Origin of the sequence: Streptomyces sp. NPDC058335, assembly GCF_042723915.1 — a bacterium.
Classification (GTDB): Bacteria; Actinomycetota; Actinomycetes; order Streptomycetales; family Streptomycetaceae; genus Streptomyces.
The window spans coordinates 45,267-67,997 of the sequence record NZ_JBHXHX010000007.1 but is presented as its reverse complement, the minus strand read 5'-3'; the positions used below and the strand labels follow the sequence as shown (position 1 = coordinate 67,997).

Here is a 22,731-nt window from a genome sequence, read left to right as displayed (position 1 = left end):
GAGGGCCCTGCGGACGAACCGGATCGCACCTTCGACCGGCTCCACGACGAACAGCCTTCGGTCGCCCCTCACCCGCTGTGCGATGCACTCGGCTCCGTGCGAAGACCGGCGGTCGATACCTGGACCGTCCCCCCGTCCGGTGTCCCCTGGTCGCTCTGCGACGAGCGGCAGCGAGGTCAGCCGCAGCCGTCTGCATCAAACCCCCAGGTCAGCGTCTCCCGACGGAACGGGTTTCCCCCCAGGGGTAGCCGTCCGGCAAGATGGGGTGTATCTGCCCACTGCCAGAATTCAAGCTGCCGGACGGTTTCTCTTGGCTGAGTACATCTACACCATGCGCAAGACGCGTAAGGCTCACGGCGACAAGGTCATCCTTGACGACGTGACGCTGAGCTTCCTGCCCGGCGCGAAGATCGGTGTGGTCGGTCCTAACGGTGCCGGTAAGTCCACCGTTCTCAAGATCATGGCCGGGCTGGAGCAGCCGTCCAACGGCGATGCCTTCCTGTCGCCCGGCTACTCCGTCGGCATGCTGCTGCAGGAGCCGCCGCTCGACGAGTCGAAGACGGTCCTGGAGAACGTGCAGGACGGCGCCGCCGAGATCATGGGCAAGCTCAAGCGCTTCAACGAGGTCGCCGAGCTGATGGCGACCGACTACTCGGACGCGCTCATGGAGGAGATGGGCAAGCTCCAGGACGACCTGGACCACGCCAACGCGTGGGATCTGGACGCCCAGCTGGAGCAGGCCATGGACGCCCTGGGCTGCCCGCCCGGCGACTGGCCGGTCACCAACCTCTCCGGTGGCGAGAAGCGCCGCGTCGCGCTGTGCAAGCTGCTGATCGAGGCCCCCGACCTGCTGCTGCTCGACGAGCCCACCAACCACCTGGACGCCGAGTCGGTGCAGTGGCTGGAGCAGCACCTCGCGAAGTACGCCGGCACCGTCGTCGCCGTCACCCACGACAGGTACTTCCTGGACAACGTGGCGGGCTGGATCCTCGAGCTCGACCGCGGCCGCGCCATCGGCTACGAGGGCAACTACTCCACCTACCTGGAGTCCAAGGCCTCCCGCCTCAAGGTGGAGGGCCAGAAGGACGCCAAGCGGGCGAAGCGCCTCAAGGAGGAGCTGGAGTGGGTGCGGTCGAACGCCAAGGGGCGTCAGGCCAAGTCCAAGGCGCGTCTGGCGCGCTACGAGGAGATGGCCGCGGAGGCCGACAAGATGCGGAAGCTGGACTTCGAGGAGATCCAGATCCCGCCGGGCCCGCGTCTGGGCAGCGTCGTCGTCGAGGTCGACAATCTCAGCAAGGCGTTCGGCGAGAAGGTCCTCATCGACGACCTCTCCTTCACGCTGCCGCGTAACGGCATCGTCGGTGTCATCGGCCCCAACGGCGCCGGCAAGACCACCCTCTTCAAGATGATCCAGGGCCTGGAGGAGCCGGACTCCGGCACCATCCGGGTCGGCGACACGGTCAAGATCTCGTACGTCGACCAGAGCCGCGAGAACATCGACCCGAAGAAGTCGCTGTGGGAGGTTGTCTCCGACGGCCTCGACTACATCAACGTCGGCCAGGTCGAGATGCCGTCGCGGGCGTACGTCTCCGCCTTCGGCTTCAAGGGCCCGGACCAGCAGAAGCCGTCCGGTGTCCTCTCCGGCGGTGAGCGCAACCGCCTCAACCTGGCGCTCACCCTCAAGCAGGGCGGCAACCTGCTGCTCCTCGACGAACCGACCAACGACCTCGACGTGGAGACCCTGTCCTCCCTCGAGAACGCGCTGCTCGAGTTCCCGGGCGCGGCTGTGGTCGTCTCCCACGACCGGTGGTTCCTGGACCGGGTCGCCACGCACATCCTCGCCTACGAGGGCGAGTCCAAGTGGTTCTGGTTCGAGGGCAACTACGAGTCGTACGAGAAGAACAAGATCGAGCGTCTCGGTGCGGACGCGGCCCGTCCGCACCGCGCCACCTACAAGAAGCTGACCCGGGGCTGATCTTTCTTGCGGCACATCTACCGCTGCCCGCTGCGCTGGGCGGACATGGACGCGTACGGCCACGTCAACAACGTGGTGTTCCTCCGTTACCTGGAGGAAGCCCGTATCGACTTCCTGTTCCGCCCGGAGAAGGACTTCAAGCAGGGGTCCGTGGTGGCGCGCCACGAGATCGACTACAAGCGGCAGCTCGTCCACCGGCACACGCCGGTCGACATCGAACTGTGGATCACGCAGATACGCGCCGCGTCCTTCACCATCTCCTACGAGGTGAAGGACGGCGACCAGGTCTACGTCAGCGCCTCGACGGTGATCGTGCCGTTCGACTTCGCGGCACAGCGACCGCGCCGGCTCACCGACGAGGAGCGTGAGTTCCTCGAGGAGTACCGGGACGACGACAAGGAGGCCGTCGCCGCATGACGGTGCTCCACCTCGCCGACGAGGGGGAGGCGGCGGATCTCGCGGCCTTCCTCTCCCGGCTGCTCCACTACGACCGTGGAGCAGCGGTCCGGCTCCAGGCGGCCGGCACCGCGCTGGCCGTCTTCGGACGGCCGCCGTCCTTCGAGGTCCTCGCGATCCGGGCGGTCCGGCTGGCGAAGCCGTACGAGAACGGCCTCGACGTCACGCTGGACGTGACCGTGTCCGCCGGGGAGCTGCTGGAGAGCGTCGACGATGCGGCGGCCACGGCCGCGGTGCCCGCCGCGGTCACCGGGCCGCCCTGGGCGGGCGTACTTCCGCCGCGCGGCGGCTGGCGGCCGCAGGCGGGCCTTCCGGCGCCGGACGCGCTGCGCGCGATGGTCGGCGCGGCGGTCGCCGAGTTCCGCCGCCGCATGGAAGGGCTGCCGGACGAGGGGCGTACCCGCGCCGAACTCGACCGGATCGGGCGGGACATCTGGTCCCGGACGGTCGGGGACACCGGCCTGCCCGTGCGGGCCGTGCACGCGGCCCAGTCGCTGGGCTTCCTGCGGCCGGCCACCGCACCCCGGGACGTCGGCCTGTTCTCCTCGGGGGCGTGGCTGCGGCTGCGGACTCCGTACGGCTCGATCGCCGTACGCCGGGCAGGACTCGGCGGCCTGGGGCTCAGCGTGCGCTGAGCGGCCGTACGCCCCCTCAGGCCGCCGTACGCCGGGTCATTCCGGGGTGTTGAGCATGGACGCCGCCGCGTACGTCAGGTAGTTCCACAGCGTCTCCTCGTGCTCCTCGGAGAGCTCCAGCTCGTCCACCGCGTCCCGCATGTGCTTGAGCCAGGCGTCGTGCGCGGCCCGGTCCACGGTGAAGGGCGCGTGCCGCATCCGCAGGCGGGGGTGGCCGCGGTTCTCGCTGTACGTCGTGGGGCCGCCCCAGTACTGGATCAGGAACAGCCTGAGCCGGTCCTCGGCCGGGCCCAGGTCCTCCTCGGGGTACATCGGCCGCAGGACCGGGTCCTCGGCGACTCCCTCGTAGAAACGGTGGACCAGCCGACGGAAGGTGTCCTCCCCGCCGACCTGCTCGTAGAAGGTCTGCTCCTGAAGCGTGCCGCGCCGGATCTCTTTCACGCTCCCCATGGTCTCAGACCCGGGGACCGAGGACTCCAGGCCTAGGACCTCCGGGGTCAGGACCTCCGGGGACCAGGACCCTTGGGCACTCGCCTCGTGCGCTCCGGCGCCGCACAGTGGACGTATGACAGCGCATGCGCTCGGCAAGGAGTTGGAGCAGCTCGCCGTCTCCGAGCGGGCGGCGTTGGTGCGGGAGATCGAGGCGAGCGGGGCCTTCGCCGCCGACCCGGTGTGGCGGGAGGTCTTCGCCACCGTTCCGCGTCATCTCTTCGTGCCCTACTACTACGTCGGCGCCGCGCGCGGGTACGAGCGGTGCTGGGGCGAGAGTCCTGATCGGCGGGCCCGTGAGCGCTGGTTGCGCGGTGCGTACGAGGATGTGCCGCTGGCCACCCGGCTGCGGGACGGGGAACTGCTCTCCTCCAGCAGCCAGCCCTCGCTGATGGCCGAGATGCTGGCCGAACTGCGGGTGCGGGACGGGGACCGGGTGCTGGAGGTCGGCGCGGGCACGGGCTACAACGCGGCGCTGCTGTCGTACCGGCTCGGGGACGAGCGGGTCACCACCGTGGACCTCGATCCGGAGATCACCGAGTCCGCCCGGCGGCATCTCGCCGACGCCGGTTACCGGCCGACCGTCGTCACCGGCGACGGCGCCCGCGGGGTCCCCGAACGCGCCCCCTTCGACCGGATCATCGCCACCTGCGAGCTGGCGTCGGTCCCGCGGGCCTGGGTCGCCCAGTGCCGTCCCGGCGCCCGCATCCTGACCCCGCTCGCCACCGGACTGCTCGCGCTGACCGTCGGAGAGGCCGGGCAGGCCGAGGGGAACTTCCTGTCCACCCCCGCCTACTTCGTCCCGCTGCGCGGCACCGGCCGGCGCGCGCCGGAGCCGGTCGCCCTCGGCGGCGTACCGCCGAGGGCCAGGGAGAGCGACCTGTTCCGCTTCCTGCTGGCCCTCACCCGCGACACCCTCGACCCACAGGAGGCCTACGCGCTGTGGGAGCGCGAGGGCAGGCCCGGACGGGACCGGTACGGCGTCACCGTCGGCGGCGAGCAGACGTGGGCCTGGCTGGACGACCCGGAGGGACCGTACGCCTGGCCCCTGCCGGGTTCGTCGGGACCCAGCCTCGTGGCGCCCTAGCCTCGCCGGACCGTGATCGTCGTCCACGCGCCGACGTGGACCCGGTCGCCGTCCTGCAGCGGCACGGGCACGAAGGGCTGGATCGGCTCGTCGGAGCCGTTGACCGTGGTGCCGTTCGTCGAGTTCTGGTCGACGACGGCCCAGCTGCCGTCGGGCTGCTGGACCAGCACCGCGTGCTGGTGCGAGACGCCCGGGTCCTCCGGCGGCACCGACAGGTCGATGTCGGGGGTCTCACCGGTGGAGTGCCGGCGGCGGCCGATGGTGATCTGGTTGCCGCCGAGCGTGCGCTGCTGCTCCGGGGAGTACGCGGGCAGGTTCAGGCCCGCGGCCTCCGGTCCCGAGCGGTGCATCATCGCCATGAAGTACTCGCGGTCCGGGCCTATCGTCGCCGTCCAGGTCGCCGGCTGCTGCGGGAACGTCGGGCCGGGCGGGGGCGGGGCCTGGTTGCCGCCGGGCTGGGGATAGCCGTAGCCGCCGCCCTGGTTGTTGCCGCCGGGGCCGCCGGGGCCGCCGGGACGGCCGGTGTGGGACGGCGGGGAGAGCACCCAGTCGTCGTCACCGCCGCCGAAGGACGGGCCGGACGGCTGCTGCGGCCGGCCGGTCTCCTGCGGGTAGCCGGACGGGGCCTGCGGGCCGGGCTGCTGGAAGGCCTGCGGGGCGCGGTGGCTGCCGGGGCCGGCGGGACCACCGGGCCCTCCACCGGGACCACCAGGGCCGCCGGGCCCACCAGGCCCGCCATGACCGCCGCCGGGCCGGGGATCCTGCCGGGACGGGTCGGGGCCGTAGCCGCCCTGACCGCCGGGGCCGGAGGGCTCGCGTGCGAAGGGGTCGGCGGACGGGTTCGTGGGGCCGGGGCCGCGTTGCCCGAAGAGGTCACCGGGGGCACCCGACGGGTCACGCCCGTAGGAACCCGCCGGCGATCCGCCACCGGCCGTGCCGCCTGGACCCTGGGGACCGCCGGGCGGACCACCGAACGGCCGACCGCCGCCCTGACCGCCGGGACCACCCGGGCCACCCTGACCACCGGGACCGCCCTGCTCACGCCCGAAGGGCCGGCCGCCCCCTTGACCCTGACCCTGACCCTGACCCGGAGGCCGCGACGGGTCGCCGAACGACGGGATCGGTTCGGCGGGACGATTCACCTGGGACGGACGGGAGCTCTGGTACTCGAAGGAGTCGCCGCCGCCGAAGGACGGGGGCGGCGGCTGGAACCGCGCGTCCGGACCCGCTCCGGGGCCGCCGGGCCCGCCCGGACCGGGCGCGCCGGGTCCCGGCGTGCGCGGGGCGGCCGGGGTGTACGAGGTCGCCGTGTTGGTCAGGAAGTTCCACCGGCACTCCTCGCAGAAAGGCGCGCCGCCCTCACGGGGCGTACGGCACTGCGGGCACAGCTCCGGCTCGGCGTTCGGCACCGTGGACGGATGTCGGTTGTCGGGACGGCCGCCGGCGCCCGGCGGGGGCGGCGGGAAGCCGTACCCTCCGCCGGCCGGGGGAGGCGGGGGAGGGGGCGGAGGTACGGCACCGGCCATGCGGTGACCGCAGACCTCGCACCAGTCGTCGGAACCCGACTGGTGTCCGTTCGGGCAGGTCGGCATGTCGGCGCGTCCCCCTTTCCTTCGGTGTCCCACTGGAGTCCTGCGGGCGTCCTGCTAGGTCACTTCTTTACACGAACAGTCTTTGTGGACCGGGTCTCGAGGGTCATCTCGTCGGCCTCCGCGACCTTCGCCTTCAATCTGACAGTACCTGTCGGGGCGTCGACCACGTCCACCACCTTCGCAAGCAGTTTCGCAGTATCCGCGTTCCCGGACGCGCTCGCGAGCTGAACGGCCCGGCCCAGTTTGGCCGTTGCTCCATCCATATCGCCCGCTTTGCGGAGATCCAGCCCCTGTTGGATAACCTGTGCCAGTTCGGCCTGCCCGGTGTAGTGGGCGACCTGGGGGTTGATCGAGGTCGAGGCGACCATGTCGTCGGTCCACACGGCCCGTACGAGGCCCTGCGCACCCAGGTTCTGCACGCTCCCGTCGGGCTGCGGGATGATCAGGGAGACGCGCGCGGCCAGCATCTCCTGGCCGATGTTCGCCGTCGGGACCTCCACGCACACGTGGTAGTCACGGGACTCGTCGCCCCAGGAACCGGTGGGGTAGTCACCGGAACGCGGCCCCGACTCGGTGCGCCGCCCGGTCAGTTCCTCGACCGTCGGCGCGACCTGCTTGACGAACTTGACGGCCGTGCCGACCGGGGTCCACAGCCGCAGGGCGACGTCCGCGACCTCCTTGCCCATGGCCGTCTCCATCATCTGCGTGAAGTCGGCGGCGAGACCGGCCGGGTCGGCGACGATGTCGGCGGTGCCGAGCAGGGCGGAGGCGATCCCTGTGACTTCTTTCACTTCCCAGTCGGTGCCCACACCGCGTGCGTCACAGGTGAACCGGCCCGCGCAGGAGTCCAGGGCGGCCTTGAGGTCCTCGGGCGACTCGTGTTCGTTGCGGCCGTCGGTGAGCAGGATGCCGTGCCGGATGGCGACGTCGGCGGTGGACAGCAGCCGGTCGGCCAGCCGCAGCCAGGTCCCGATGGCAGTGCCGCCGCCCGCGCTGAGCCGGCGCAGGGCCTCCTTGGCCTGCCCGCGGGTGGCCGAGTCGGCGACCGCGAGCCGCCCGTTGCCCGGATAGACCTCCGTGGCCACGTGCGTACCGCCGATGACCGAGAAGTGCACGCCGTCGCGGAGCGTGTCGATGGCGGCGGCCGTGGCGTCACGGGCGTTGCGCATCTTGGTCGTCGGGTAGTCCATCGAACCGGAACAGTCGACCATGATCGCCACGGCGGCGGACGGGCCGTCGCCGGGCGAGTACAGGTGCGGTGCCGCGACCGCGGTGCCGACGGTGCCGCCGCCGGTGGCGGTGACCGTCACGATCGCGCTGACCTCGCGGCCGCCCTCTGGCAGGTACTCGTTCTGGTAGACGTCCACCGAGAACTGCGGCACGTTCGACTTCGAGAAATTGGCCATGCCTCTTCCCATCCCCCTCGGAAATTCCCACGGCGTGTGGGGTGACGACGTGGACGGACCGGTCCCCTCCGGTCCGCCTCTGCTTCCCCGTGCACCGGCCGGTACTGGGCCTGGGCCGGCCCGTACCGGCCGGGCAGTGCTCTGTCCGTGCGCGGCCTCAGGCCGATCCTGCCCCCTGCGCGGGGGCGGGGAACGGCACGAGGGCCACTGTTACGTTGTCGTGGCCCCCGCCGTCCAGGGCGTGACCGACGAGGACCTGTGCGGCGTGCAGCGGTCGGGCGGCGGCGTCGAGGGGGAGCGCCTCCGCCATCTCCTCGGCCGCCTCCGCGTAGTTCCACAGACCGTCGGTGCACACGATCACCACGCCCGGCCGGTCCGGCTTGAACGCGGCGGTGTGCGGCTCCAGTTCGTAGGCGTCGGCGCCGAGCCAGCCGGTGATCGCGTGGGCGCGTTCGTCGGCGTAGGCCTCGGCCTCGTTCATCAGGCCCGCGGAGACCATCTGGGCGGCCCAGGAGTCGTCCTCGGTGAGCCGGGCGGGCGGTGAACTCCGGTCCGCCGGGACCCAGTAGACACGGCTGTCGCCGACCCAGCCGACGACCAGCAGGCCCGCGGTGACGATCGCGCCGACGAGGGTGCAGGCGGGGGCGTTCTGGTGCGGGGCGTGCTCGCGGGCCGTGGCCGGCTCCTCGGCGAGCGCGTTGACCGCGTGCGAGGCGGCCACGATCGCCTCGTGCATGGCCTGTTGCGGGTGCGCGCCCTGCGGCAGCGCCGCCAGCAGGGTCCGGCCGGCCGTCTGTGCCGCGGCGTACGAGGCGTCGTCGGGGCGGGTCGCGGAGGAGACGCCGTCGCAGACGATCGCCACGAGCGCGGGGCCGCCGTCGGGCAGCGCGGTGTGGCCGACGGTGAAGGAGTCCTCGTTGCGGTGGTGGCGCAGGCCGCGGTCGCTGACGGCGGCGATCGGGCCCGACTCCTGCTCCATGTGGTCGCGTTCGCGCGGCTGGGCGTGCCCGCAGTTCTCGCAGTACCCGTCGTCGTCGACCCGGCCCGCCCGGCAGGCGACACACACCTTGGCGACGGCCAGCCGCGGGTCCGGTGCCTGGAGCGGGTACTCCTCCGGCTCGGCGGGCCGGTCGAACCGGACACCGGCGGCGGGATCCGGTGACACGGAGGCGGCGGGGACCGTGGGCGGGGCGACGGGTGCCGCAGGCGGGGCGGCGGGCGCCTGCGGGGCGACGGACAGCGGCGCAGCGGCCGCGGCCGGACCCGGTGGTGGCGGTGGTGGCGGTGGTGGCGGGCCGTCGGCACCGTGCGCGGCTGGCATCTGCGCACCGAGCGCGGCCGACACCTCCGCGCCGTTCATGGTGAGCGTCGGAGTGTCGTCCGGGCGGGGCGGTACGGCGGACAGGTCGTATCCGCACGCGCCGCAGAAACGGTCACCCGCATCGAGCGGCTCCGCGCAGCTCGGACACGTGGGCAGGGCGGCCTGCCTGGGGATCTGGGACATCAACTACACCCACGTCCGGGGGCGGTAACGATTGGCACGTTCCACCAGGTCGATCCTCTCCTCGGCACCGGTCGCCAGCCGGGCCAGCGTGCGGTACGAACGCTCCAGTCCGAAGCGCAGCCCCCGCTCGTCCAGGTCGCTGCCGAGCAGTTCCCGCGGGGCGTCGGGGCCGGTACTGCCCCGGCCACCGGAGAGTACCCAGTCCAGTGCGCAGCCGAGGACTTCGGCGGACAGTTGCTCGCGGCGCGTCGGATCCAGCCCGTAGGCGTCCAGCGCCCGGATCTGCGCCGCGGCGGCGACGAGGTCCTCCTGGAAGGGTACGTCGGCGGCGGCCGCCGTCCGCTGCCGGAGCCGGGCGCGGACGGCCGCGACGCGGGCGGCGGTGTAGTGGATGGACGACTCCGGCACCGACTCCAGCGTCCGTACGGCGCTTCTGCGGTCGCCCGCCGCGAGCTGGACGCGCGCCAGGCCGAACGCGGCGCTCACGAAGCTCGGATCGGTCGACCACACCAGACGGTAGTACTCGGAGGCGTTGTCCAACTGGCCGAGCACCTCCGCGCACAGGCCGAGGGCCAGCTTCGGCGTGGGCTCGCCGGGGAAGGCGTCGTAGATCGCGTCGAAGGCCAGGGCGGCGCCCTCCTGGTCGCCGGTGACGAGCGAGGTCACGCCCCGGTACCAGACGACCCGCCAGTCGTCGGGACGTTCGCCCTCCAGCTTGGCCAGGGACATCAGGGCGGCCTCGGAGTCGCCGTTCTCCAGCCATGCGCGGATCTGCCGCAGCCGGGTCTCCACCGACGGGGCCGGCGCGGCCGCGAGGGCGGTGATCAGCTCGGCGGGCGCGGAGGCCATCAGACCGGCCAGGAAGCCGGCGTTGGGGTCGGACGGGTCGACATGCGGGACGGGCAGCGCGAGCCCGGCGGCGGGCGCGGGGACGAGCCTGACCAGCCCGGCCGGGGTACCGCCGGAAGCGGCCGGAGCGGCACCGGGCACGCGGGGCGAGGGCACGAGCCCGGCCGGACCGACCCCGCCCGCGGCAGCCGTCTCCCCCGAGCCGCGGCGCGTCGCGGTCACCCGTGACCCCAGCCGCGACACCTCCCCGTCCAGCTTGGGGAACAACTCCGTGTCCGTGACCTTCACCTCGGGCCCGAACAGTGTCGACAGCGCGGGGCGGGGCCGACCCGACTGGAGCGAGACGACCTCGCGCAGGACGCCCGTCAACTGCTCGGCCATCTCCTGCGCGGAGGCGAACCGGCGGGCCGGGTCGGGGTCGGTGGCGCGGACCAGGAGCCGGTAGAAGGACTCGTACCGGTGGAAGACCGCGATGGAGTCGGGGTCGGGCAGGGAGTCCGCGAAGACCGTGGTGTAACCCTGGAAGTCGAAGGTGAGCACGGCGAGGGTGCGGCCGACCGTGTAGAGATCGCTCGCCACCGACGGGCCGACGTCCGCGACCTCGGGCGCCTGGTAGCCGACCGTGCCGTAGATGGCCGACTCGTCGTCGTCCATCCTGCGCACGGCGCCCATGTCGATGAGCTTGAGCTGGTCCTCGGTCTGGATGGCGTTGTCGACCTTGAAGTCGCAGTACAGCAGGTTGCGGCTGTGCAGATGACCGAGGGCCTCCAGGGCCTCGATACCGAACGCGCAGGCCTGCTCCACCGGCAGCGGGTCGCGCTTGCCGTCGGGAGTGCGGCGGGCGTTGGCGATCTCCTTGAGGGACTTGCCGCCGACGTACTCCATGACGATGTACCCGTCCAGGGAACCGGTCCGCTGGTCGAGGTGCTCGACGAAGTTGTAGATCCGCACGATGTTGGCGTGCTCGATCTCGGCGAGGAAGCGCCGCTCGGAGATCGCCGCCGCCATCGCGTCCTGGTCGCCGGTGTCCAGCAGGCCCTTGAGGACGACCCAGCGGTCCGAGACCGCCCGGTCGACGGCGAGGTAGACCCAGCCGAGACCGCCGTGCGCCAGACAGCCCACGACCTCGTACTGGCCGTGCACGACGTCGCCGGCCTTCAGCTTCGGGACGAAGGAGTACGGATGCCCGCACTTGGTGCAGAAGCCCTCCGTCCGGCCCTCCCGCTCGCCGCGCGCCCGGCCCACCGGCGCCCCGCAGTCGGAGCGTGAGCAGAACCGCTTGCGCTCGGGCACCTCCGGGTTGTCGAGGACCATCGCGCGCGGGTCGGGACGCGGCACCTGCGGCACCGAGACCAGGCCCACCCCGAGCCGGGCCCGCCCCGAGGAGCCGGCCGTGGAACCGGAACTGCGCACCGACACCGAACGGCCGGTGGACTTGCCCGACAGCGACCGCGAGAGCCGCCCGGACACCGAGCGGCGCGACTTCGAGGACTGCGAGGAGGTGCGCGAACTGCGGGCGCTGCGCGCGCTGGAGCTGGAACCGCTGCCGGTCGAGCCCCCGCCCCCGCGGGTCAGCCCGGTCGGGGGCGACCCGACCATGCCTCCCCCGGAGGGGGGACCTCCGGACGCGACGACGGGCGCCAGACCGCAGGTGTCGCAGTACAGCTCGCCGCCGCCCACGTCCTCGTACGAGCCCTCACAGCCCGGTCGCTGGCACGTCTGCCCTTCCTGACTCATGACCTCTGCTCCCCCCTGTGGTCCTGAGGTCCGCCCTGCTCGGGCACGCGCGGTGCGGCGAGCAGTTCGGCGGCCGCCTGCTGGTAGCGCAGGACGGCCTGTTCGGCGACGCGCAGATCGCAGGGCGCGCTCCACAGCATCCGCCGGGCCGCGTCGTAGCGCTCGATGAGGAACGGGTCCTCGGCGAGCCCGTGCCGGGCGACCTTCGCCTTGTACGCGTCGAGACGGCCGCGCAGTTCCGCGCGGACCGCGAGCGGCGCGGTGACCGCGGTCAACGACTCGCGGGCGCGCAGCAGTTCGTCCTCCGCCTTGCGCTCCAGGGACTCCAGGAGCGGGGACAGACGGTGCCACTGGCCGTGCCGGCGGTACTCGGAGGCCGCCGCCACCTGCTCCTGGAGCACGGTCGGCGGGCCGCCGACGACCGGCACCTCCGTCGCGGCGATCTTCGCGAGCACCTCGCCGCGCGCGGTGCGCGCCTCGGCGAGGGTCCGGTCCGCGCGGCTGAGCACGTCCCGCAGCCGCATCAGCCGCTGCTCGGCGTCCTGACGAACCGTCAGCACGGCGTCGATCTCCCGGCGTACGTCCTCCAGGGCGCGCGCCTCACGGTCGTACACGGTGGTGTCCGGGCGGCCGCCGCCGGGCGCCGAACTGCCCTGTGCGGGCACCCAGAACGCCAGCGGGTCGGAGATCACCTGCTCGCGCAGCGAGGTCAGGGTGTGGGTGATGCGCTCCAGGTCGTCGCCGGCCGGGTGCTCGCCGGGGCGTACGCCCACGGAGTGCGCGAGCTGCCGGGTGCGCTGGAGTTCCGCGGCCAGGAGATCGATCCGGGCGGGCAGCGCCGACCACACCGCGTCGGCGGCGACGACCAGGTCCAGCGAGGACGCGTACAGGTCGTTCATCCGGTCGACGAGGGTGGCCAGGGAGAAGCTCTCGCTGAGCTTGCCGGTGCCGGCCAGGGTCGGCGCGTTCGCCGTGGCGGTGGCCGAGCCGGCCACCGTGACGGACTCGCCGCGCAGCAGCTCCGTCAGCTCCACCAGGTCCTCACGGCTGGACCAGCGGCGCCGCGAGCGGATGTCCCGCGCCGCGCGCAACGCGTCGCTGTACGCGTCGAAGTACGCCCACAGCAGCGTGATCGACGCGTCGGCGGACGCCCAGCGCTCCTTGGTGACACCGGTCAGCCCGGCGCCTTCGAGAAGTCTGCGGCCCGCGTGGTCCTGGAGGGCGAGGAGCGAGGTCTCGATCGCCTCGTGCTCCGCGCCGAGCCGCGCCAGCGCACGGTCGACCTCGTCCCGGTCCATCACCGGCCCGGGGGGTCCCGTGACGCCCATCGATCACCTCTCGTCGCTGTGTCCGTCTCCTGGTCGGTCCGCCGTCCGCCGGCCGTCCCGTCAACTGGTGCGCAGATACTGCGGCGCGGGCGGCATCGACGTCGCCGAGTCCGAACCCAGTGTCGCCGACAGCCAGTCGGTGTACGACCGCTGCCAGCCGTTCGCCCGGTACTCCACCAGGATCTGGTTGACCCGGCGTACCAGATCGTCTGCGTCCTTCTTCATCGCCACGCCGTAGTACTCGGCCGTGAACGCGGCGCCCTTCAGCTCCACCGTCGGGTCCTGCGCGGCCTGGCTCGCCGCCAGGGCGCCGTCGGTGACCACGGCGTCCACCTCGCCGAGCTGCAACCGCACCAGGCAGTCCAGCTGGTTGGGGACGGTGGTGGAGATGTCGGCGGTCGCGGGCAGCTTCCCGGCCTTCAGGTCGTTGGTCAGCTGGGTGTTGGCGGTCGAACCGGCTGCCGTGCAGATCTTCTTCTTCGCCAGCGTGCCGTTGTAGCCGGTGATCGTCGAGGACTTGGGAGCGAGCACCTGCTGGCCCGTCTTGAAGTACGGCGCGGAGAACGCGACGTCCTTCAGCCGGTCGCAGGTGATCGTCATCGTGCGGACCACCATGTCGACCCGGCCCTCCTGGATGGCCGGGACGCGCTGGTTGGTCGGAATGGCCTTGAACTGGACGGCGTTGCGGTCGCCCAGGATGACCTCGGCGATCCGCCGCACCAGGTCGATGTCGAAGCCTTCCAGCGCGGCCCCCGTGTTGTTGGGGTCGCGGTAGCCCCACCGGTAGCTGTTCTGGTCGACGCCGACGATCAGCTTGCGCTTCTCGCCCGTACGGGCCTTGATCGCGGCGATCGTCGGACCGTCCGTGGCCGAGGGCGACAGCGTCTGTTTCTCGGGGGCCTGGCACGTCGCGTCGACCACCGGAGTGCCCTCGGCGACGCCCGGACCACCGGTGCCGGTGCTGCCGTCGCCCTGCGACTGGGTCCACGGCAGCAGCAGCATGAACGAGAGGGCGAGGACGCAGACGAGCGCCATCGCGCCCACCCCGCCCCAGCCCCGCAGACCGGCCCGCACCCGTCGAGCATGCATCGTCACGCCCCCTTTCACCGGTACTCCGACAGCCTGCGGCCGATGCCGAGGACCGCGCCCGCCGCCGCCAGGATCGCCAGGACCGCCGCGCCCAGCGGCAGCCCGCCCATCGCGTCCAGGCCGTCGCCGGCCGCCTGCTTGAACTCGTTCTGCTCGTGGTCGAGCGCGGTCGCCAGGCTCGCGTCGACGCCGTCGAAGCACTCGCCGGTCGCGCCCTTCGCGCCGATCACCAGGGCCAGCGCCTGCTCGTAGTTGCCGTTGTCGTCCTGTGCGCGGGCCGCGGTGTGGCGCTTCTTCCACTCCGCCATGTTGCTCTCCGCCGTGGTGACCGGCTTCTCGCCCGCCTGGTCGTCGGCGAGCTTCGCCGCCGCCGCGAGGCCCTTGCCGAGGGTGGCGATCTCCTCGGTGAAGTCGTGGTCGTACGCGTCGACCGTCGTCTCACCGACCTTCACCGTTTCGGCGCCGCGGGCCACCAGGGTGAGGTTCTCGTTGCCGCGCGCCTTCAGCGACGCGATGCGGGCGTCGTGCAGGACGTTGAGGGAACGGACACCGTGGTCGTAGGAGTCGTTCAGCCCCGCACGGGCCACGCTGTGACCGACCACCAGCCACAGCAGTACGACCGCGGAGGCCGCGGACGCCGCGACCATGCCGTGGTTGAGGACCCGGTTCGTACGCCGGTAGTTGCGGTGCTGGGCCCAGGCCAGGGCGGACAGCGCGAGGACGCCGAGGGCGATCGCCGCCCACGGGTACGGCTTGGCGGCCGCGTAGTCGTCCTGGAGGCGCTGGTTCTCCTTCTTGTAGAGATCCTCCGCCGCCGGGAGCATCTCGTCCTGCATCTTCTGGTTGGCGTAGCGCAGATACGCGCCGCCGACCGGGAAGCCCTGCCGGTTGTAGGTGCGGGCGCGCTCGACGAGGCCCTTGTACTCCGGGAGCAGCTTGTTGAGCTTCGTGATCGCCGCGGTGGAGGGGGAACCGGCGTCGGAGTTGTTCGCCGCGGTGACGAGTTTCGCGGCGGCCGTGTCGATGTCGTCCTCGTAGCGCTTGCGCGACTCGGCCGTCTCCTGGCCGCCGGCCAGGAAGCCGCTCGACGCGGCGGTGTTGGCGTCCGCGAGGGAACGGTAGATGTCCGCGGCGGCCGTGCTGAGCGGCTGGCTCTTGTGCAGCACGTCGTCGGCGGCGGCCGCGCGGTCGCTCATCTGCCAGGACGTGACGGCACCGAACGCGACGACGAGGAGGGCGAGGACGGCGCCGATGATACGGAGCCTGCCCGGCTCGGTGGTCGCGGCGGAGCGCAACTGGTCCACACCCTCGGCGAATGCCGTCCGGCGGTCGGGCGGTGACGCCGTGATGGTTGTCGGCGGGTTTGCCACGTTTGTCTGACCTCCCCCATGGTCAACTGTCGGCGCCAGTATCGCCGCTTGGCGCGGTGCTGCGCACCGGACTTCGCTGGATCTTGATCAGATCGCAGTTCGGCCCTGCGGGTGAACACGTTGTGGGTGTCTGTTCGGTTCCGCCGCGGGGGTGGGGTTGTGGGACGGGTGCGGGTGATTCGTGGCTGGTCGCGTCCACGCGGCGGAGCCGCACATGGGTACGGCCCCGCGCCCCTTGGCAGGTGCGGTCACGGGCGGGTGAGGCGCCAGGTCCGCCAAGGCGCAGGCGCGCGCGGCAGACAGGCAGGCAGGCCCGCCGAGCCGCGGGCGGGCGCGGCGGCCAGGGCTGTTCAGCCGCGGGCATGCGTGTCGCCTGGGGCGGCACGGGTGGGCGCGGGCGGCGCCCCGGTAGCGCCCGGTTGCGCGGCCCACCCCCCCCGGCGACATTCGCGCCGGTCAGCGCTCGAAGTGGGACCGGACCTTCTCCTGCGTCTCCGGGCCCGCTCCTGCCCGGTCCAGGCCCAGGAGTGCCGCTCCCAGGACCGGGGGCTGGCGTACCACCCTCGGGACCGCCTTCGGGGCTTCGGCCGCCAGCAGTTCGCCGATCGTCTCGTCCAGTCGGGGGTGGCCCGCCGTGAGGACCCCTCCGCCCAGGAGGACCGGGGTTTCCTCCTCGAGGAGGTCCAGGCGGGTCAGGGCGACCGTGGCCATGCTGACGACCTCCGCGGCGAGGCGGTCCACGAGGGCACGGGCCACCGCGTCACCGCCGGAGGCCGTCGCGAAGAGGACCGGGGTCAGCTCGTGGCGCCGGGACGGGGGGAGGCGTTCCAGGTGGAGGGCCTCGATGAGGGCGTACACGGTGGGGAGGCCGAAGTGGGCCGGGAGGGTGTGCGCCAGGGCGGTGGAGGGTCCCCGGCCGTCCTCGGCGCGGGCGGCGTGCCACATGGCCTCCTCCGCGAGGGCCCATCCGCCGCCCCAGTCGCCGGAGATCCGCCCGAGCGCGGGGAAGCGGGCGGTGCGGCCGTCGGGGCGCATACCGACGCAGTTGATGCCGGCACCGCAGACGACGGCCACGCCCCGGGGTTCGGCGACGCCGGCCCGCAGGATCGCGAAGGTGTCGTTGCGGACCTCGACGGTCTCGCCCCACCCGCGCGCGTGCAGCGCCGCCGCCAGTTGTTCCTCCTCGACGGGCAGGTCGGCGTTGGCGAGGCACGCCGAGACATGGGTCACGGAGGTGACGCCCGCGGCGGCGTACGCGCGTGTGACGGCGTCCGCGAGGGCGTCCACGGCCGGGCCCACGCCCACCGAGGGCGGGCGGAAGCCGCCGCCGCGGGCCGTGGCGAGGACCTCCCCGTCGGCCGCCACGACCGCGACGTCGGTCTTGCTGTTGCCCGCGTCGATGGCGAGGACACTTGCGGTCAGGCCCACGCGAGATGCTCCCGGTTGTGTGCGAGGAGTTCGTCGGTCAGCGTCTCGGCGTACGCGTGCTGGCCGATCAGGGGATGGGCGAGGAGGGCCCGGAAGACGCGGTCGCGGCCGCCGCGCAGGGCCGCGTCCAGGGCGAGGTCCTCGTAGGCGGTGACGTTCGCCGTCAGTCCCGCGTACAGCGGGTCGACCGGCGTCACCGGCAGCGGGGTGGCGCCCTTGGGGCCGACCGCCGCCTGGACCTCGATCACCGCGTCGTCGGGAAGGAAGGGCAGCGTGCCGTTGTTGTGGGTGTTGACCACCTGGTAGGGGCTGCCGGAGCCGGTGAGCAGCGCGGCCGCGAGGTCCACGGCGGCCTCGGAGTAGTAGGCGCCGCCCCGCTTCGCCAGCAGCGCCGGTTTCTCGTCCAGGGCCGGGTCGCCGTACATCTCCAGCAACTCGCGTTCCATCCGCGCCACTTCGGACGCCCGGGACGGCTTCGTGCGCAGTTCGCGGACGACCTCGTCGTGGGCGTAGTAGTAGCGCAGGTAGTAGGACGGGACGACGCCCAGCCGGTCCAGCAGGGGGCGCGGCAGGTGCAGGTCGGCGGCGATCGCGTCGCCGTGGCCGGTCAGCAGTGCGGGCAGGACGTCCTCGCCCTCGGGGCCGCCGAGGCGTACCGCCGTCTCCCAGGTGAGGTGGTTGAGGCCCACGTGGTCGAGGTGGATCTCGGGCGGGGTGACGCCCAGCAGCCCGGCGAACTTGCGCTGGAGGCCGATGGCCACGTTGCACAGGCCGACCGCCCTGTGCCCGGCCTGGAGCAGGGCGCGGGTGACGATGCCGACCGGGTTGGTGAAGTCGATGATCCAGGCGCGGGGGTTGGCGCGGCGGACCCGGTCGGCGATGTCGAGGACCACGGGGACCGTGCGCAGCGCCTTGGCGAGGCCGCCGGCGCCGGTGGTCTCCTGGCCGACGCAGCCGCATTCCAGGGGCCAGGTCTCGTCCTGCTGCCGGGCGGCCTGGCCACCGACGCGGAGCTGGAGCAGGACGGCGTCGGCGCCGTCGACTCCGGCGTCGAGGTCGGCGGTGGTGACGATCCGGCCGGGGTGGCCCTGCCGGGCGAAGATGCGCCGGGCGAGTCCGCCGACGAGCTCGAGCCGGTCGGCGGCCGGGTCGACGAGGACCAGTTCCTCGATCGGCAGGGTGTCCCGCAGACGGGCGAAGCCGTCGATCAGTTCGGGCGTGTAGGTCGAGCCTCCGCCGACCACGGTGAGTTTCATATCCGGGCTAACCCTTCACTCCGGTCAGGGTGACGCCCTCGACGAACGCCTTCTGCGCGAAGAAGAACACGAGGATCACGGGGGCCATGACCAGCAGGGTGGCGGCCATGGTGAGGTTCCAGTCGGTGTGGTGCGCTCCCTTGAAGGACTCCAGGCCGTAACTCAGTGTCCAGGCACCGGGGTTCTCGGAGGCGTAGATCTGGGGGCCGAAGTAGTCGTTCCAGGCGTAGAAGAACTGGAAGAGGGCGACGGCGGCGATGCCCGGTTTGGCCATCGGGATGACCACCCGCAGCAGGGTGCGCAGTTCGCCGCAGCCGTCGACCTTGGCCGCGTCGACGTACTCGTTCGGGATGGTCGTCAGGAACTGCCGCAGCAGGAAGATCGAGAAGGCGTCGCCGAACGCCATGGGGACGATCAGCGGCCACAGCGTGCCGGACAGGTCCAGCTGCCTGGCCCAGAACAGGTACATCGGGATCACGACGACCTGGGGCGGCAGCATCATCATCGAGATGACGAGCATCAGCGTCAGATTGCGGCCCCGGAAGCGGAACTTGGCGAGCGCGTACGCCACCGGGAGCGACGACACGACCGTCAGGACGGTGCCGAGGCCGGCGTACAGCAGGGTGTTCCGCCACCAGGTGAGGAAGCCGGGTGTGTCGAAGACGCGCCGGTAGTTGTCCCACTGCCAGGGGTCCGGGACCAGGTTCCGGCTGAGGGCCTGCGAGTCGCTCATCAGGGAGGTGAGGAGCACGAACACGAAGGGGAGGGTGAAGAAGAGTGCGGCGGCCACGCCGAGGGAGTGGACGGCGATCCACTCCAGCAGGGCCCGGCGGCGGGCGGTGCGTTCCGCCGGGGTGGCGGCGGGCGACTCCACCGGTTTGTCGAGTACGTGGGTCATGGGTCAGTCACCTGCCTGGATGAGCCCGCCCCGGCGCCGCATCAGCAACGCGGTGAACGCCATCGACAGGGCGAACAGGACCAGGGCGACCACGCAGGCCGAGCCGTAGTCGAAGCGCTGGAAGCCGAGGTTGTAGACGAGCTGGGGGAGGGTGAGCGTCGACTTGTCCGGGTAGCCGGGCTCGAACAGCGTGCCCGCGCCCTGGATCACGCCCGAGGCGACCTTCCCGGCGACCAGCGGCTGCGTGTAGTACTGCATCGTCTGGATGACTCCGGTGACGACGGCGAACATGACGATCGGCGAGATGTTCGGCAGCGTCACGAACCGGAACCGCTGCCACGCCGACGCGCCGTCCAGCTCCGCCGCCTCGTACTGCTCCTTCGGTACGTCGAGCAGCGCGGCCATGAAGATGACCATCAGGTCGCCGACGCCCCACAGGGCGAGCAGGGTGAGGGCCGGTTTGGACCAGGCCGGGTCGTTGAACCAGCCGGGTGCCGGGATGCCGACGTTCTCCAGGAGCGAGTTGACCGGGCCGGTGCCGGGGTTGAGCAGGAAGGCGAACGCCATGGTGGCCGCGACCGGCGGGGCGAGGTAGGGCAGGTAGAAGAGGGTGCGGAAGACGCCCGTGCCCGTCTTGATCCTGGTGATGAGCAGGCCGACGCCGAGTCCGAAGACGACCCGGAGGGTGACCATCACCAGGACCAGCCACAGGGTGTTGCGCAGGGCGGGCCAGAAGTAGGGGTAGTGCTCGAAGACGTAGGTCCAGTTCCTCGTCCCGGCCCAGGTCGGCGGCTTGAAGCCGTCGTAGTGCATGAACGAGAAGTAGGCCGTGGACAGCAGCGGGTAGGCGAAGAACACCGTGAAGCCGATCAGCCACGGCGACAGGAAGGCGGCGGTGCGGAGCGCCGACCGGCGGTGCTTCGACCTCAGCGTGCGGGACTTCGACGTAGGTGTGCTCACGGCTACTTCGCCTGCGCGATGTCCGTGTCGATCTGCGCGGCCGTCTTCTTCAGGCCGTCCTTGAGGTCCTTGAGCTTGCCGCTCTCGTAGTCGAAGCCGAGCTGCTGGAGCGTCGAGAGGTAGACGCCGCCGTTGACCGAGGCCGGGGAGGTCGTGGAGTTCGGGTTGCCGGCGATGTCGAGGAAGGTCTTGAAACGCGGGTCGTACTTCAGCTTGGGCGACGTGAGGGCGGCGAGCGTCGAGGGCACGTTGTGGATGGCGTTGGAGAAGTTCACGACCGCGTCCGTGTCGGTCGTCATGTACTGCACCAGTTCCCAGGCCGCGTTCTGCTTCTCGCTGGTGGCGGCGATGCCGGCGATGGTGCCGGTGATGTAGCCCTTGCCGTACTGGTCCACCTGGTCGTCCGGGACGGGCAGCGGGGCGACGCCGATCTCGAAGCCGGGCTTGGCGTCCAGGGCCATGCCGAGCCGCCACTCGCCGTCGAGCTGCATGGCCACCTGGCCGGTGTGGAAGGGGTGCTTGGGACCCCACTCGTCACCGAGGCCGGCCCGGTACTTCTCCAGTTTCCGGTAGCCGCCGAGGGAGTCGACGAGCTTCTTCTGGAGGACGAAACCGGCTTCGACGGCCGGGTCGGTGGCCACGGTGGACTTGCCGTCCTGGTCGAAGTACGTCGGCGAGAACTGGCCCAGGTAGTGCTCGGTCGTGGTCTCCCAGCCGTGGTAGTTCGGCATGAACCCGAGCTGCTCGTAGGTGTCGCCCTGGGGGATCGTCAGCTTCTTCGCGACGGCCTCGAACTCGGACCAGGTCTTCGGCGGCCCGCTGATCCCCGCCTTCTCGAAGGCGGTCCTGTTGTAGTAGAGGCCGTAGGCGTCACCCAGCAGCGGGACCGCGCAGCGGTCGCCCTCGAACTGGGTGTACTGGTTCATGGCCTTCGGGAACGTCGTCTCCGGGTCGATGTCCGCCTTCTCGAAGAAGGGGTTGAGATCGACCAGGGCCCCCGACGAGCAGAACTTGCCGACGTTGTTCGTGGTGAACGACGAGATCACGTCGGGCGCCTTCGAACCGCCCGCGCGCAGCGCCTGGTTGATCTTGTCGTCGGTCATGTTGCCGACGACGTCGACCCGGATGTTGGGGTGCGTCTTCTCGAACCCGGCGACCAGGTCCTTCACGGCCTTCACCTCGCCGGGCGCGCTCCAGGCGTGCCAGAAGGTGAGGGTGGTCTCCTTCGAGGCGTCGTCGTCGGCGCCGGAGGAGGCCTGGCCGGTACAGGCGGTGGCGAGCAGGGCCAGGGACGCGGTCAGGGCGAAGGCCGCTTTCCGGGCCGTTTCGGGGATGCGTGTGGGCATGACGGGGCCTCCCAGGGACGGGCGTGGCGATGAGGGTGACGGGGGGTGGGCGCAGGGGGTGGATCAGCGCGAGGTGTCGAAGACCTCGTCGCGGGTGGCCGCCAGCGCGCTCTCCAACGCGCCGCGCAGCACGGGCCGTTCGGTGACCTCGCCGACGACCAGCTTCGGCCGGGACGCGGCCAGCTCCTCCAGTTCGGCCTGGACGAGGGCGCGCAGCACCTCGCCGCCGGCGGTCAGGGAGGCGCCGCTGAGGACGACGAGTTCGGGGTCGAGGACGGAGACGAGGGAGGCGAGACCGGTCGCGAGCCGGGTCGCGTAGGTGCCGAGCAGTTCCCGCAGCGGGCCGTCCTCCTCGGCGGCGGCCCGCGCGACGAGGGCGGCGGCGGTCTCGGCGTACGGCCCCGAGGGGATGCCGGTGACGCCGAGTTCGCGGGCCAGTTGCGGTACGGCCTGCGAACCGGCCAGTTCCTGGTAGCCGCCGCTGTTGGCCCTGGTGACCTGCCGGACCAGGGGTGCGCCCGGCACGGGCAGGAAGCCGACCTCGCCCGCGCCGCCGGTCCAGCCGCGGTGCAACCGGCCGCCGAGGACGAGGGCGGCGCCGAGGCCGCCCTCGTTCCACAGCAGCACGAAGTCCTCGTGCCCGCGGGCGGCGCCGAGCCGCTGTTCGGCCACGGCCACGAGATTGACGTCGTTCTCGTACTCGACCGGCATGGGCAGGGCCGCCGCGAGTTCGTCGAGCAGCGTGGAGGAGTGCCAGCCGGGCAGGTGGGAGGCGTACCGCAGCCGGCCGGTGGTGGGGTCGAAGGCGCCCGGCGTGGCGACGACCAGCCGCCGCACGTCGTCCCGGGCGAGCCCGGCGGCCTTCACCGCACCGTCCAGCGCCCCGGTGACCTGCCGTACGACGGCCCCCGCGGTCTTTCTGCCGGGCGTGGGCACCTCGTACGTGCCCACCGTGCGGCCCGTGATGTCGGCGACGGCGGCGAGGACGCGTTCGGGGGTGACGTCGAGGCCCGCGGCGTGACCGGCGGCCGGGTTCACCTCGTACAGCTGGGCGTTGGGTCCCGGCCGTCCCTCGGTGGTGCCGGTGGCCAGGACCAGGCCCGCCGCCTCCAGACGGGCGAGGAGCTGGGAGGCGGTCGGCTTGGACAGGCCGGTGAGCTTGCCGATCCGGGTGCGCGACAGGGGGCCGTGCGCCAGCAGGAGGTCCAGGGCGGCGCGGTCGTTCATGGCGCGCAGGACGCGCGGGGTGCCCGGCGTGCCGGCGGTTCCTGCCATGGGTCTGGCACCTGCCTCTCTCGGTCGCCCAGCTTCTCATGATCACTGTTA

The 22,731-nt window shown here is 72.0% G+C and carries 18 protein-coding genes; 4 read left to right on the top strand and 14 right to left on the bottom strand.

What is annotated here, in order from left to right; all coding sequences use genetic code 11:
• Positions 1 to 310 precede the first annotated feature (310 nt).
• From ettA to ACFWJX_RS15035, 3 genes are read left to right on the top strand one after another with little or no spacing between them, the layout of a single operon-like run.
• Complete coding sequence (gene ettA, locus ACFWJX_RS15045; RefSeq protein WP_383242083.1) at positions 311 to 1,975, top strand: energy-dependent translational throttle protein EttA; 1,665 nt, start codon at positions 311 to 313, stop codon at positions 1,973 to 1,975.
• A 6-nt stretch (positions 1,976 to 1,981) separates the two neighbouring features.
• Positions 1,982 to 2,392, top strand: coding sequence for a thioesterase family protein (locus ACFWJX_RS15040; protein WP_073498682.1), 411 nt, complete (start codon positions 1,982 to 1,984; stop codon positions 2,390 to 2,392).
• Positions 2,389 to 3,066: a hypothetical protein gene (locus ACFWJX_RS15035; RefSeq protein ID WP_383242080.1), complete on the top strand. Its 678-nt coding sequence runs from the start codon at positions 2,389 to 2,391 to the stop codon at positions 3,064 to 3,066. Before ACFWJX_RS15040 ends, ACFWJX_RS15035 begins: the two co-directional genes overlap by 4 nt.
• A gap of 36 nt (positions 3,067 to 3,102) precedes the next feature.
• On the opposite strand, the gene ACFWJX_RS15030 is transcribed toward ACFWJX_RS15035, so the two are convergent.
• Positions 3,103 to 3,516 (bottom strand): globin, encoded by a 414-nt coding sequence (locus ACFWJX_RS15030; RefSeq protein ID WP_383242077.1) that lies wholly within the window; start codon positions 3,514 to 3,516, stop codon positions 3,103 to 3,105.
• Positions 3,517 to 3,631: 115 nt separating this feature from the next.
• Here ACFWJX_RS15030 and ACFWJX_RS15025 point away from each other — a divergent pair, with 115 nt between their 5' ends.
• Positions 3,632 to 4,642 (top strand): methyltransferase domain-containing protein, encoded by a 1,011-nt coding sequence (locus ACFWJX_RS15025; RefSeq protein ID WP_383242075.1) that lies wholly within the window; start codon positions 3,632 to 3,634, stop codon positions 4,640 to 4,642.
• On the opposite strand, the gene ACFWJX_RS15020 is transcribed toward ACFWJX_RS15025, so the two are convergent.
• From ACFWJX_RS15020 to ACFWJX_RS14960, 13 genes are all read right to left on the bottom strand, one after another.
• Positions 4,639 to 6,234 (bottom strand): FHA domain-containing protein, encoded by a 1,596-nt coding sequence (locus ACFWJX_RS15020; protein WP_383242072.1) that lies wholly within the window; start codon positions 6,232 to 6,234, stop codon positions 4,639 to 4,641. The genes ACFWJX_RS15025 and ACFWJX_RS15020 overlap by 4 nt on opposite strands.
• A 59-nt stretch (positions 6,235 to 6,293) precedes the next feature.
• A complete protein-coding gene (locus ACFWJX_RS15015) occupies positions 6,294 to 7,640 on the bottom strand; it encodes a VWA domain-containing protein (protein WP_383242069.1) in 1,347 nt (448 codons plus the stop codon).
• 157 nt (positions 7,641 to 7,797) lie between these two features.
• Positions 7,798 to 9,144: a PP2C family serine/threonine-protein phosphatase gene (locus ACFWJX_RS15010; protein ID WP_383242066.1), complete on the bottom strand. Its 1,347-nt coding sequence runs from the start codon at positions 9,142 to 9,144 to the stop codon at positions 7,798 to 7,800.
• Positions 9,145 to 9,147: 3 nt separating this feature from the next.
• Positions 9,148 to 11,730: a tetratricopeptide repeat protein gene (locus ACFWJX_RS15005; RefSeq protein ID WP_383242063.1), complete on the bottom strand. Its 2,583-nt coding sequence runs from the start codon at positions 11,728 to 11,730 to the stop codon at positions 9,148 to 9,150.
• Complete coding sequence (locus ACFWJX_RS15000; protein WP_383242060.1) at positions 11,727 to 13,058, bottom strand: hypothetical protein; 1,332 nt, start codon at positions 13,056 to 13,058, stop codon at positions 11,727 to 11,729. The genes ACFWJX_RS15005 and ACFWJX_RS15000 overlap by 4 nt, the downstream gene beginning before the upstream one ends.
• 60 nt (positions 13,059 to 13,118) lie before the next feature.
• The gene (locus ACFWJX_RS14995; RefSeq protein WP_383242961.1) at positions 13,119 to 14,147 is read right to left on the bottom strand and encodes a glutamate ABC transporter substrate-binding protein; all 1,029 of its coding nucleotides are present in this window, start codon (positions 14,145 to 14,147) and stop codon (positions 13,119 to 13,121) included.
• Between the two features lie 14 nt (positions 14,148 to 14,161).
• On the bottom strand, positions 14,162 to 15,517 hold the full coding sequence (locus ACFWJX_RS14990; RefSeq protein ID WP_383242057.1) for a hypothetical protein: 1,356 nt from the start codon (positions 15,515 to 15,517) through the stop codon (positions 14,162 to 14,164).
• A gap of 456 nt (positions 15,518 to 15,973) precedes the next feature.
• Entirely contained in the window at positions 15,974 to 16,945 is a 972-nt protein-coding gene (locus ACFWJX_RS14985; protein WP_383242054.1) for an N-acetylglucosamine kinase, read from the bottom strand.
• Complete coding sequence (locus ACFWJX_RS14980) at positions 16,936 to 18,201, bottom strand: 6-phospho-beta-glucosidase (RefSeq protein ID WP_383242051.1); 1,266 nt, start codon at positions 18,199 to 18,201, stop codon at positions 16,936 to 16,938. Before ACFWJX_RS14980 ends, ACFWJX_RS14985 begins: the two co-directional genes overlap by 10 nt.
• A 7-nt stretch (positions 18,202 to 18,208) precedes the next feature.
• Complete coding sequence (locus tag ACFWJX_RS14975; RefSeq protein WP_383242048.1) at positions 18,209 to 19,099, bottom strand: carbohydrate ABC transporter permease; 891 nt, start codon at positions 19,097 to 19,099, stop codon at positions 18,209 to 18,211.
• A gap of 3 nt (positions 19,100 to 19,102) precedes the next feature.
• Positions 19,103 to 20,059 carry a carbohydrate ABC transporter permease gene (locus ACFWJX_RS14970; RefSeq protein WP_383242045.1) on the bottom strand — a complete coding sequence of 319 codons (957 nt, stop codon included), beginning with the start codon at positions 20,057 to 20,059 and terminating at the stop codon, positions 19,103 to 19,105.
• Positions 20,060 to 20,061: 2 nt separating this feature from the next.
• Complete coding sequence (locus tag ACFWJX_RS14965) at positions 20,062 to 21,405, bottom strand: ABC transporter substrate-binding protein (protein WP_383242043.1); 1,344 nt, start codon at positions 21,403 to 21,405, stop codon at positions 20,062 to 20,064.
• Positions 21,406 to 21,468: 63 nt separating this feature from the next.
• Positions 21,469 to 22,680, bottom strand: coding sequence for an ROK family transcriptional regulator (locus ACFWJX_RS14960; protein ID WP_383242040.1), 1,212 nt, complete (start codon positions 22,678 to 22,680; stop codon positions 21,469 to 21,471).
• Between the last annotated feature and the right edge of the window lie 51 nt (positions 22,681 to 22,731).